The organism is Allohahella sp. A8, assembly GCF_047946665.1.
Classification (GTDB): domain Bacteria; phylum Pseudomonadota; class Gammaproteobacteria; order Pseudomonadales; family Oleiphilaceae; genus Allohahella.
The window spans coordinates 2,753,576-2,765,799 of record NZ_CP172312.1; the positions used below are offsets into that span (position 1 = coordinate 2,753,576).

Annotated in this window: 12 protein-coding genes and 2 pseudogenes; 1 reads left to right on the plus strand and 13 read right to left on the minus strand. The window is 55.0% G+C overall.

The genetic code is table 11. The features are described 5' to 3' along the window. Positions 1-31 precede the first annotated feature (31 nt). The 5 genes from ACH3PB_RS12315 to ACH3PB_RS12335 form a co-directional block, all read right to left on the minus strand. Positions 32-1,402, minus strand: a complete 1,371-nt coding sequence (locus tag ACH3PB_RS12315; protein WP_416395240.1) for an APC family permease — start codon at positions 1,400-1,402, stop codon at positions 32-34. Between the two features lie 65 nt (positions 1,403-1,467). Beyond that, a complete protein-coding gene (locus tag ACH3PB_RS12320; RefSeq protein ID WP_416395242.1) occupies positions 1,468-1,836 on the minus strand; it encodes a four-helix bundle copper-binding protein in 369 nt (122 codons plus the stop codon). 110 nt (positions 1,837-1,946) lie between these two features. Then, positions 1,947-2,198 carry a copper-binding protein gene (locus tag ACH3PB_RS12325; RefSeq protein WP_416395244.1) on the minus strand — a complete coding sequence of 84 codons (252 nt, stop codon included), beginning with the start codon at positions 2,196-2,198 and terminating at the stop codon, positions 1,947-1,949. Between the two features lie 259 nt (positions 2,199-2,457). After that, positions 2,458-2,898, minus strand: a complete 441-nt coding sequence (locus tag ACH3PB_RS12330; protein ID WP_416395246.1) for an ion channel — start codon at positions 2,896-2,898, stop codon at positions 2,458-2,460. Between the two features lie 46 nt (positions 2,899-2,944). After that, positions 2,945-3,700 carry a MauE/DoxX family redox-associated membrane protein gene (locus ACH3PB_RS12335; RefSeq protein WP_416395248.1) on the minus strand — a complete coding sequence of 252 codons (756 nt, stop codon included), beginning with the start codon at positions 3,698-3,700 and terminating at the stop codon, positions 2,945-2,947. A gap of 539 nt (positions 3,701-4,239) precedes the next feature. Between ACH3PB_RS12335 and ACH3PB_RS12340 the strand changes: the two genes are divergently transcribed. Next, a complete protein-coding gene (locus tag ACH3PB_RS12340; RefSeq protein WP_416395250.1) occupies positions 4,240-5,376 on the plus strand; it encodes a catalase family protein in 1,137 nt (378 codons plus the stop codon). 123 nt (positions 5,377-5,499) lie between these two features. On the opposite strand, the pseudogene ACH3PB_RS12345 reads toward ACH3PB_RS12340, so the two are convergent. The 8 genes and pseudogenes from ACH3PB_RS12345 to ACH3PB_RS12380 all read right to left on the minus strand — a co-directional run. Continuing rightward, a pseudogene (locus ACH3PB_RS12345) lies at positions 5,500-5,544 on the minus strand (hypothetical protein); the annotation flags it as partial. A gap of 276 nt (positions 5,545-5,820) precedes the next feature. Next, on the minus strand, positions 5,821-6,705 hold the full coding sequence (locus tag ACH3PB_RS12350; protein WP_416395251.1) for a patatin-like phospholipase family protein: 885 nt from the start codon (positions 6,703-6,705) through the stop codon (positions 5,821-5,823). 66 nt (positions 6,706-6,771) lie between these two features. Next, the gene (locus tag ACH3PB_RS12355; RefSeq protein WP_416395253.1) at positions 6,772-8,139 is read right to left on the minus strand and encodes an APC family permease; all 1,368 of its coding nucleotides are present in this window, start codon (positions 8,137-8,139) and stop codon (positions 6,772-6,774) included. Between the two features lie 64 nt (positions 8,140-8,203). Beyond that, on the minus strand, positions 8,204-8,536 hold the full coding sequence (locus ACH3PB_RS12360; RefSeq protein WP_416395255.1) for a four-helix bundle copper-binding protein: 333 nt from the start codon (positions 8,534-8,536) through the stop codon (positions 8,204-8,206). Between the two features lie 142 nt (positions 8,537-8,678). Further along, a pseudogene (locus tag ACH3PB_RS12365) lies at positions 8,679-9,010 on the minus strand (haloacid dehalogenase); the annotation flags it as partial. Beyond that, a complete protein-coding gene (locus ACH3PB_RS12370; protein WP_416399453.1) occupies positions 8,920-9,300 on the minus strand; it encodes a c-type cytochrome in 381 nt (126 codons plus the stop codon). The gene ACH3PB_RS12370 and the pseudogene ACH3PB_RS12365, both read right to left, overlap by 91 nt. Before the next feature lie 217 nt (positions 9,301-9,517). Next, positions 9,518-10,393 (minus strand): copper resistance protein B, encoded by an 876-nt coding sequence (locus ACH3PB_RS12375; RefSeq protein WP_416395257.1) that lies wholly within the window; start codon positions 10,391-10,393, stop codon positions 9,518-9,520. 12 nt (positions 10,394-10,405) lie between these two features. Further along, the gene (locus ACH3PB_RS12380; RefSeq protein ID WP_416395259.1) at positions 10,406-12,208 is read right to left on the minus strand and encodes a copper resistance system multicopper oxidase; all 1,803 of its coding nucleotides are present in this window, start codon (positions 12,206-12,208) and stop codon (positions 10,406-10,408) included. Between the last annotated feature and the right edge of the window lie 16 nt (positions 12,209-12,224).

Genomic DNA, 12,224 nt, shown 5'->3' on the forward strand with positions numbered 1-12,224 from the left:
AAAGCAAAGTGGGGACGAGGACTGCCATCTTTTAGCTGCCTTTCGATTTCCCATCGCTCCAATCAGCCGGGCTGACATAGTTACGATCTTCACCCTCCGAGTTTGGGTGCAGGCGCAGGAACAGCCGTTCAAGAACGAAGATGGTGACGACGCCGCCTGCTGCCCAATAGAGCACATACAGGTCCTGTCGCCACTTCAGCCAGATGAAACCGGTGAGCACGATCAGGTCGAGGATGATCGCTGTGATCATCACCCAAGCTTTGGCGTCGATGTCGTTTCGGAGGTAGCGCAAGACGCCCCAGTGAACGGCAGTGTCCATGATGAGGTAGAAGATCGCACCCAGTGAAGCGATCCTGCTGAGATCGAAGAATACCGTCAGCAAGGCTGCGGTGATGCAGATGTATACCAGCATGTGTGTCTGGATATGACCGCTCATGCCCAGGTGACGGTGTGGAATGATCTCCATCTTGGTAAGCATCGCCATCATTCTGGATACTGCGAAGATACTGGCCAGGATACCGGAGGCTGTCGCGATGATGGCCACACCGACGGTGAACCAGACACCATATGCGCCGAAGGCAGGTCGGGAGGCTTCAGCCAGCGCGTAGTCCCGGGCCTGAACAATCTCCGGTATGGTCAGGGTGGAGCCCACGGCCCACCCCACCAGCAGGTAGACGATGAGGCAGATGGTGAGCGAAATAATGATGGCTCTTCCGACATTCTTCTCGGGATTGCTGAGCTCGCTGCCGCTGTTGGTAATTGTGGTGAAGCCCTTGTACGCCAGGATACCCAGCGCCACCGCGGCTACGAAACCCAGCATGCCGTCTGCTGCGCCTTCACTGCTTCCAATGTTGCTGGCGGGCTCAAAGGAAAATCCTGCCATGTATAGTGTTGCACCCGCGAATAGCAGGATGCCGCCAATCTTTAGGGCGGCAGCCACCATCGAGATTCGGCTGATCAGCTTGTTTGTCGCTACGTTAACGGCAAAGGCCGCCGCGATGAGCAATACACCAAGTATCGGTATCCAGTTTGAATCCTTGCTGCCGCCGAAGGCTTGCATGATATAGGTACCAAAGGTACGGGCGACCAGACTTTCATTGATGATCATGGAAAAGACCATGAGCAGTGCACAGGCACCGGTCATCACACTGCGCCCATAGGCCTTCTCGAGAAACATACCGATGCCACCGGCAGAGGGATAGGCGTTGGCCATCTTTACATAGCTGTAGGCGCTGAAGCCGCTGACGATAGCGGCAACAAGAAACGCGAGTGGGAAGATTGGCCCGGCCATCTCGGCCACTTGCCCCGTCAGGGCGAAGATGCCTGCGCCTATCATGACGCCTGTGCCCATGGCTACGGCACCTGTCAGTGACAGGCTGCCGGATTTGTAGTGGTCACTCATGCGCTAATTCCTGAGCTAAGGGAACTGGAGAAGACGGGCAGAACTTATCTGCCCTTCATTAGATATCAGGCTGCCATTTTTCGACACTCTTGAGCACAGCGCTTGCAGGCTTCTGCACACTTTTGGCAGTGATCAGCGTCGTGACGCTCGCACTCTGCGCCGCAGGCTTCGCAAATTTCCGCGCATACCCGGCAGAGGTGGCCAATATGTTCGCTGCCCCTGGCCATGGCAGCGGCTGTGGTGGCGCATATGTCGGCACAGTCCATATCCAGCGCGATACATTTTGCCATCATCTTGACGTCATCCTCTTCCAGACAGGCAGACGCACAGTGATTGCACTCTCTGAAGCAATCGAGGCAGGCTTTTATACAGTCTTTGTACTTGTCGGTGTGGGACATGATCTTTTCCTTGAACAGGTTCAGTGAATGATCCATCGCACGGAACGGCGACCGACCGGTTAGCGGAAAGCACAGCTTGAACTGTGAATTTCCTAACCGGAGGTACGGCGCACCAAGCGCATCAGATTAGGCTCGCCTTCAGGCCACTATGAGGCCGGCTCGACTTCAGTTACTGTCATTTTGCCGTTCATGTCGGCGGCCCGAAACTTTATGTTTTGACCAGTCTCCAACTGATCGATCGCCACACTGTCGTCAGTCTGGAAGACCATCGTCATCGGCGGCATACCGAGATTCTTTATGGGGCCGTGCTTGATCGTCAGCGTTCGAGCTTCTTTGTCGATTTTACGGACCACGCCCTGGGTCATCGCGCCGCCGTGATCCTGCTGCTTGTCCTTCATGTTCCCCATCTTGTCATGGAAGGCGTTTCGGTAAGAAAGGAATAATTGTCGTTATTCCACGGAGAAAGAACTCCAAACGAGGAAATAAGGAACTCGACTGACTGTACAAATGCGAACACCAGGTCGAGGACGCTTTTGCCAGACTCTAGCATTTTCACGCCGTCGGCAGACGATATGACAAACTTGGGCGAAATTAAAAGAGAGTCGATGCCCTGGCCTGCGCTTTCGTGTGGCTATCGATGTGAAACATCAACAGCCCCTAGCTTGCCAAAGGCTTTTTGCCACCCATGATCTGTAAGATGAAAGTCCCGGATGCCGTGATCAGCAGGAAGCCGTGAAAGGCCTCCATCGCGGTCATGAATCGAAGGTGTCCGTCGGGCATGAGATCACCCCGCCCGAGCGTGGTGTAGTTGACCAGCGAGAAGTAAAAATAGTCCATAAAAGTGAGGGGTCCGCCCTTGCCAGCTGGAGACGACACGAGGTCGCCGATCTGTACGTCATGCACGGCGAGCCAGAAGCCGGCCGCATAGAGCAGCGCCTCGGCGGTGTGGGCAAGCACGATTGCGGTGACAGCGACTGCAAGGCATTGTCCTGGATGGCGGGACGGCGTCACGAACTGTGACGCAAGCCGCAGCGCGCCAAAATGTATTGCAGTGACGACGGCGATCAGTATCGCCGACAGCGCAATGGCTACAATCACTGCCTGCCCCGATTCGAATGGCCGCGCCGCAGTCGAATGCGCCTCATTAAGTGAAGATCACGATGGCCATCGCCACCGCCATGCCGACCATCATGAGGTTTTCAGTCAACGAAACGAAGCCCAGCGGAACGTTACTGTCGCCGCCGACACAAGCACACTTCAGCTCGCGCTTGTCGACATAAACAGCTTTGAAAACCGACGCCGCGCCCACCGTACCGATGAGAAACGCACCGGGGATAGACAGCCACGGCAGGACCATCGCCGTCATCAGCAGGCCGGCGCCCGTCTCTACGAACGGATAGACATAGCCATAGCGCACCCAGCGCTTCGCCAACAGATCGTAGTTCAGGAACATGGTCGAGAAGCTCTCGATGTCCTTCAACTTCTGTAAACCCAGTAGGACCATGGAGATCGAGATGAACCAGCCTAGTGTCTGCCATGCGAAGATCGATGGCAGCGCGACATAGGCGAAAGCCAGCGCAAGCAATGCCGCGACCGAAAACAGCGCGATAATCGGCTGATAGCTTGTATCGTCAGCCTCCGGGTCCTTCTTGCCAAAGTAGACCTGAAGGTCATCGTATCCACCGATTCGCTCATGACCAATGAAAGTCTGCGGCGTGGTTTTGACGTCATGCTCGCGCATAAAGGCATCGGTCTGCTCGCGGGTCTCCAGGTGGTGATCCTCAACCTCAAAGCCCTCTCGCTCCAGCAAGTCCTTGGACTTGAGTCCATAAGGGCAGGTATGTTTGGGCATGACCATCCGGTACAGGGCGGCCTTCTTCGTCTGAGTATCCATGGGCATCGAAGCCTCCTTCAGTTGCATTTCCAATAACCGGCGCAATCTCCCTTGAGGAACAGCTGGGATACGATCACCAAATCAGCCTGGATTGCTGCGTCCACCGTGCCGGTTCTGAAACCAACGCCGGGCGGGCTGCATGCGTAATAACTATATGGTGGGTTGCTATCGCCACTGTCTCGTGAGGTGGCGGCGAGTCGATTCCAGCGCTTCCAGCGAGGGTGTCTGTACTTGTACAGGTGCCAGCCGAGCCCCTCATTTCAGGACCGTAGCCAGCAATACGAGCGATAGCATGACTGCATACTTTTTCACATGGCGATGACTTCAGGTTCAGTGGCAGGAGAATTTTACATACTTGACCCGGGCAGCAAGCAGAGCGATGTCTGTAGCCTTCAACTGAATAGCACCCGCGAAGCGCGCGGTGGCGAAATCATTCAGGCGTATCATGACCCGCTCGTCTCCTGCTCCCGTATCGATTGCGATCCGTTCTATTCAATCAGCAAGATACAGCGCACCGATTCAAAATACTCAAAATGGACTTTGCCATGAGATTTCTGCCGCCACTCATATCACTTCAACTTGTACTAGCTGGTTGCAGTTCGACAGCAACCCAGCCTCAGCCCCTTTCCACTGAAGAAACGGCTACTATTGAAAAGGCATATCCCGAAGTGGATCCGGTGTTAGGGGAAAAACTATATCCCGATGAGGCGCTTATGGCCCATGAAACAGCCAACCTCATCGAAGATATTATCCGTGACCGATACACCAGCGGCGAGGCGCGCCGTGATGTTCACCCAAAAGCTCACGGCTGCTTGAAAGCAGAGTTCGAAGTGTTGGACGATCTGCCAAAGTCATTGAGCCAGGGCGTGTTTCAATCGGGTAGATCCTATCCTGCGTGGGTGCGTTTCTCCAATGGCAATCCTGATCCTTACCGTCCAGACATCAAGGGAGACGCCAGGGGTATGGCTGTAAAGCTACTGTCTTCGCCGGCCGAGGCCGATTGGCAAAGCGCCGCGCAAGCGACAATGCAGGATTTTATTCTCATTAGCCACCCCGTCTTTTTCGCAAAGGCACCTGCAACGTATGTGGGTGTGCATCGACATCTCTCGTCTGACGGATTCTGGACGAAATTGGCCATTCCCTTCCACTTGGGGCTGAAAGGCTCGCTTATTGCGCTGGAGATGACCGATAAACAGATAGCCAACCCCTTATATACCCGATATTGGTCAGAGGTTCCTTTTCAACTTGGCAAGGGGCAGGACCGGAAGGCGGTGAAATATTCAACTCGTCCTTGTACCGCCAAGGCGAATGAGCCTCCCGACGACTCTGAACCAGGCGATGATTATCTTCGCGAGGCAATGAAGACCACCCTCGATCAAAGTGCGAGCTGCATGGAGTTTCTGGTTCAAATTCGAGCAAGCGACGAAATGAGTGTCGAAAATTCAATGGTCGAATGGGAAGAAGAGCAGGCCCCTTTTATTCCGGTGGCGCGCATCCATTTTCCCAAACAAACCTTCGATACAGATGATCAAAATACGTTCTGCGAGAACGTCGCTTTCAACCCCTGGAACAGCTTGCCCGAACATGAGCCGCTGGGCGCCATGAACAGAATGCGGAAAGTCATATATGAGCGAACAAGCAAAGTCCGACGGGAAATGAACTCAGTTGTTCCAGCCCAATAATCGGGTCTTAAGCGTGTCTGGCCACTAAAAATCTCGATAGGCCTTGGCATCCAGCTCTGGCAGACGATCTGGAAACGCGACCACATCCCATAGCTGATCGTCGGTGTAGCTTGGCCCCATGGCTGGCATTCCTATCGTCCTGATGCCGTGCTTGACGATCCAGAACAGATTGGCGGGGGAGTGATGGGAAACGCCCTATAGATTTTCGCGCCCCGTTGCACACTTCCATCACAAATTTCTGCACACACTCTTGTGAGGGGACCAGCGTGCTCACTGCCTCGGGACATGGCCGCGGCTGTCGTACTACAAATCGAGGCGCAGTCCATGTCCAGAACAATGCAGTTGGCCATCATCTTAGCCATGTCCTGCGCCCTGTTGTTCTGCCAGATGATGAACAGCCGGGGACATCATGCACAACGGTCCCACCCGGAAAGGCTGACTGGCCTAACCTGCTCGTTTGTAGCCGCTGCTCACATTTACTTCCATCTGCTCATGGTAATACACCTCGGCGGCTTCTTTTCCCATCCGGTACCCCGCTTCAAGTCTCGATAGATTTTTCGTGAAGCGCTTGACGCCAAACTCTATGGGCGGGGCGATGATACGAACCTGGCAGTCTTCGGGTGGTTTCTGAAGAAAGTCCATTGCTTCGTTGTAGCGTACTGAACGTCGCAGAATAGCTTCAGCCAGCGCTGGGGTCCGAGCCATCGCTCGCCTGATGAGCCAGGGCGCTTTAAAGGATGCCATGCGATAACCAGACGCTTGTGACAACAGGACGGTGATGTGGCGGGCGCCTCTATTATAGGCTTCCACGACTGGTATGGAATCAGCCACGCCGCCATCTGCCATAGCTACACCTTTGAGCTCGGGAGAGTGGCGGTAGGCGAGCGGCACCGCGCAGGTAGCCTTCAGCAAGCGCTCCACGTTCTCGAGCGTTGCGTGAGTGTATACCGGCTGACCGGTTTCCACGCAGGTAGTGACGACGATGAGCGGCGTAGCTTGAGCGAACAGGGCCTGTTGATCCAGCGGTATTTCCTTCAGACAGATTTCGAACATCCAGTCGAGATCGAGGGCATGACCACCTCTCAGAAAGCGCCGGAAATTGATGAACTCCGGACGCCGGGAGTGGTCGGTAATTACGGTAAAAGCACGTGAGTGCTGCCCCGCAAGCCAGCTTGCCAGGTTGGTCGCCCCCGCCGACACACCGATGCAGAAGTCGAATGAACGATACCTGCGCTCGTGAAATCCATCCAGTGCGCCAGCAGCGAAAATCCCCCGCATGGCGCCACCCTCTACAACCAGAGCGGACGGACTCAGTCTGTCCCTCACCATTTTAACTCTCCCTGTCACCAGACAAGCCTTCCAAACTGAGTAAGTTATTCGAAAAGGGCAAACGAGTTATCTTTTTTCCTTCGTCTCATTCCAATCGGCCGGACTGACATAGTTACGGTCCTCCCCATCCGAATTTGAATGAAAGCGCAGAAACAGCCGCTCGAGCACAAAGATGGTGACGACGCCGCCTGTCGCCCAGTACAGCACATATATGTCCTGTCGCCACTTCAGCCATATGAAGGCAACGAGCACGATGAGATCAAGGATGATCGCCGTGATCATCACCCAGCCCTTGGCGTCGATGTCGTTTCGGAGGTAGCGGAAAACACCCCAATGAACCGCAATATCCATGATGAGATAGAAAATCGCACCCAGAGAAGCGATTCTACTGAGATCGAAGAATACCGTTAGCAAGGCTGCGGTGATACAGATGTACACCAGCATATGTGTCTGGATATGACCGCTCATGCCCAGGTGACGGTGTGGGATGATCTCCATCTTCGTGAGCATCGCCATCATTCTGGAAACCGCAAAGATACTGGCGAGGATGCCCGAGGCTGTTGCAATTATGGCGACACCAACTGTAAACCAGACGCCGTACTCACCGAAAGCAGGTCGTGAGGCTTCTGCCAGCGCGTAATCTCTAGATTGAACAATTTCTGGTATGGTCATTGTTGAGCCGACTGCCCAGCCTACGAGCAGATAGACGACAAGGCAGATGGTCAGCGAAATGATGATGGCTCTGCCGACGTTCTTCTCCGGATCGCTGAGTTCGCTGCCACTGTTGGTGATCGTGGTAAATCCTTTGTAGGCAAGGATGCCTAATGCGACAGCTGCCACGAAGCCCAGCGCTCCGCCTGCTGGCCCGTCGCTACTCCCAATATTGCTGGCAGGCGCGAAGGAAAATCCCGCCATGTATAGCGTCGCACCCGCGAAGACCAGAATGCCGCCGATTTTGAGGGCCGCAGCCACCATTGAGATTCGGCTGATCAGCTTGTTCGTCGCTACGTTAACCGCAAAGGCCGCCGCGATAAGCAGTACACCAAGAATTGGTACCCAATTAGAGTCCTTGCTACCCCCAAAGGCCTGCACGGTATAGGTGCCAAAGGTACGTGCCACCAAGCTTTCGTTGATGATCATGGAAAAGACCATGAGCAGTGCACAGGCGCCGGTCATCACACTGCGCCCATAGGCCTTCTCGAGAAACATGCCGATGCCACCGGCAGAGGGATAGGCGTTGGCCATCTTTACATAGCTGTAGGCGCTGAAGCCGCTGACGATAGCGGCCACAAGAAAAGCGAGCGGGAAGATTGGTCCGGCCATCTCGGCCACCTGCCCGGTGAGGGCAAAGATGCCAGCACCGATCATGACGCCGGTGCCCATCGCCACAGCGCCTGTAAGAGAGAGACTGCCAGACTTATACGGGTCGCTCATGCGTTAAATCCATCTGTGGAGGTACAGGAAGAGACGGGGCAAAAAGACCCGTCCCCATGAAGCATTACGCCGCCATCTTGCGACATTCCTGCGCACAGCGCTTGCAGGCTTCGGCACACTTCTGACAGTGATCGGCCTCGTGCTTTTCACATTCTGCACCGCAGGCTTCGCATATTTCAGCGCAGACGCGACAGAGGTGCGCGACGTGCTCGCTATCGCGGGCCATTGCCGCTGCCGTTGTCGCGCAGATATCTGCGCAGTCCATATCCAGCGCAATGCACTTCGCCATCATCTTGACGTCGTCTTCGCCAAGGCATGCAGAGGCGCAATGATTACATTCAGCGAAACAGTCAAGACAAGCTTTGATACAATCTTTGAATTTGTCAGTGTGAGACATGCCATTCTCCTTGATCGGATTCAGAAATGATCGGTCGAGCAACCCGACGTTTGATCGTGGACGGAAAGCTCAGGTCGTGCTGTGGCTTTCACAGTCGGAGGTACGGTGTAATCCTCAGCCTAGATCGGCTGTGGCAGAGCAGTTAAAGTAAGCGAATACCTAGGCGCGCATTGCCAATGATCGAGACCCACGACAGACGCATGGCCGCCACAGCGATCATCGGACTGCGCTGGAGACTAACGGTGGGGTATGCCGGTGCATTGTAGGCAAAGGCAAAGATGAGGTTCTGACGAATGTTGGACATGGTCATCAGACTGAGTCGATGCGCTTTCGCAATGCCCATCAGCCGTCCTTCACCAGCGTAATAGATGGACTCTCCATCGCTATATCCGTCCCCGTGCCAATGGCAATACCGACGTCGGCATGCGCCCGCGCAGGCGCATCATTAATGCCATCGCCGGCCATCGCGACGATAGCCTATCGTCATCGAGACTAAGCCCGAGCGCAGGCATGCCTGACATTTTGATACCGTGCTTGATGATCCAGAACAGGTTGCCCGGGGCGTGATGCTCAATGTGCTCCTTCAGCCGCGGTGGCTGCGGTTTCATCCCGACGTGTATGGCAGTAGGGTCGACGCCAGGGCCTAGATGACAGCCAGCGCAGATGCGGGCATACATCTGAGCTCCGCGGTTTATCCTGGCGCTCGATTCGAGATCATCGGGCGCTTCGATATCGTCATCACGAACGGCGATCGAGCGAGCCATTGTGGTATTTAAAAGCCAGCGCGTGACGCCGAAGTGCGGATCGTCTGCGGCCACGTTGTAGAGGCCCGACTAAGCGAAGCCGACGACACCGAGAACCACGGCTATGAGCAGTCCGAGAATTGTCTTGATCGCAGTCATTCGTTCCTCTTTTTCAAACCGTATTGCCTCAGCAGATACGCCCTTTGCTCAATGGTGGATGAAGGCGGTACATATTTTTTCAGAACCAGAAGCGCAGACCGGCAACAGCCGCCGTTTTACTCGTATCCTCACCGGCTTTTTCGAGCATGTTTTTGGTAGAGCCCACGTTCTGTTCCCACTCGACGCCGATATAGGGCGCAAAGCGCCGTACGATTTCGTAGCCCATGCGCAGCCCGAGTTCGAAGCCATTGACGCCTGAGCCAATGTTATAAGCCTCCACGTCCTGCAAGGCGAGCGAAGTTTCGAATCGTGGTTGCAGGTAGAGCCGCTGGGTCAGCCGCATGCTGTACTCGACTTCGACAATGGCAGACACATCGCCATCGTCGCTGATGTAGGCTGTGGCATCAACTTCAAACCAGTAGGGTGCAAGCCCTTGCACACCAAAGGCCAGAAAATCTCGATCAGCCTTGCTGGGAATGAAATCGTGTCTTAGGCCTACCTGCAGATCCCAGAAGCTGGCGATGTTGCGACCATAAAGGAGCTCCATTTCAGTTTCCTGGATGCCACCATTTTCGGTATCTGCAGTGCCTTCGCTTTCGATATACAGCTTGTTGTAATCTTCACCAACCCAGCCGGTAAGATCCCAGAGCGCTATGTCAGGCCCATCCTGAAAACGTTGCTCAAAACGGTCAAAAGCGAGCGTTGCGAAAATCCCATCGTCATGAACCGGCAGGGCTCCGAAATTACCAGCCGCTTTGCCAGGCTCATCCACAGCCATCTTACGAATGGCCTTGCCCTCAGGCGGTGGCGCAGGGGTATCGTCATAATCCTCCGGTAGCGGCGCCGTGATTGCCGCATTGGGAATCTCTCCTTTTCGCTCTTCAGCCCTCACCGCATGAGTGGCGAGGGTAGCCAAAGACAGAATCGCAAGGATCGTAACTGTCCAGTTTTTCATCTTGATTCTCCTTTATGCCACACGCATGACCTGGAACATCCCTGCCTCCATGTGATACAGGAGATGGCAGTGAAAGGCCCAGTCGCCTTTTTCGATCGGCGTTATTCTGACCGCCAACTTCTCTCCGGGCTTGACAAGTATCGTGTGCTTGAAAGGGATCTCGTCATTACTGCCGCCATTTTCGAGCTGCATCCACATACCGTGGAGGTGGATCGGGTGCTCCATCATCGTGTGATTCACCATCCACAGGCGCAAACGCTCATTGTGCTTGAACAGATAGGGGCCTTCGTGCTCGCTGAACTTCTTGCCATCGAAGGAGAACATGTAGCGCTCCATGTTCGCGGTGATATTGATGGTCATTTCACGATCTATCTCAGCCTTATAGGGCTGTGGAGCTGCTGACCGCAAATCCTTGTACGTAAGCACCTTCCAGCCATCGTTTCCGAGACCGATGCCAGGCTCGCCAAGTCGATCCTGTGGATTGGAGATGACCATGGCGACATTGGTATTGCTCTTGTCTGGCTTGAAAGGTGTGGGGCCGTCTGGTCCTGGCACGGCGGTGTCACCCTCTTTCATACCTTTCATACTGGGCATTTTCTTCATGCCACCTTTCTTCATCTCCTTTTTGCCATCCGGGCCGTCCCACTCATCCCCAGGCTGCATGTCATCCATCATGCCCATGCCAATATCAGCCAGATCCCGCACCGGCCTTGGCCGCAGCGCCGGAACTGCTGCCGTCATGTTGGCTTCCGGGGCCAGTGTACCGCGGGCGAAGCCACTGCGATCGAGTGACTCAGCGAAAATGGTGAAAGCCTGCTCGGCCGTCGGTCGGACGAGCACATCGTAGGTCTCGGCCACACCAATTCTGAACTCATGAAATTCGACTGGCCTGACCGGCTTTCCATCGACCATCACCACAGTCATGTCGAGTCCCGGGATCCGCACATCAAAGGTGCTCATCGCGGAAGCGTTGATGAATCGGAGGCGAATTGTCTCTCCGGGCTCGAAAAGACCAGTCCAGTTCATATCGGGCGAGCTGCCGTTCATGAGGTAGGTGTATGCATGACCGGTCACATCGGCCAGATCGACAGGCATCATGCGCATCTTGCCCCAGGCAGCGCGATCGGCAATCGCATCGCCGAGACCCTTTCGACTGACTTCATCAAAAAAGTCGCCGACCGTGCGACGCTGAAAGTTATAGTAATCGCCTGCGAGATTGATGTTCCTGAAAATGGTTTCAGGATCTTCGAAAGCCCAGTCGGAAAGCACTACCACATGGTCGCGCTGATACTTGAACGGCTCCGGCTCTCTGGGCTCGATGATGAGGGGACCGTACATGCCGGTCTGCTCCTGAAACCGGCTGTGGCTGTGATACCAATAGGTCCCTGCCTGCTTGAGGCGGTACTTGTAATGATAGGTGTCACCGGATGGAATGCCTTTGAAGTTGATGCCCGGCACCCCATCCATCGGGAAGGGCACGAGAATGCCATGCCAGTGAATCGAGCTATCATCATCGAGTTCATTGGTCACATTGAGATTGACGAAGTCGCCCTCACGCAGCCTGATCAATGGCGCCGGGACCGTGCCATTAATGGCAGTAGCCCTGGACTGCCGGCCGTCAATCGTGAGCGGCGCATAGCCCACCGTGAGATCATACCTATCCTTGATCTCATGTGTGGCCAGCCCCTGCGCAGCAGTGGCAGCCCAGGCAGGCAAAGGCAGAACGCTGTTGATGCCGGTGAGAAAAAAACCAGCCCCCGCCATTCTGAGCAGCTCCCGGCGATGAGGGTCTGCGAGCGATGATCGTCTCTTCACTGTGGGTGCCCTCCTA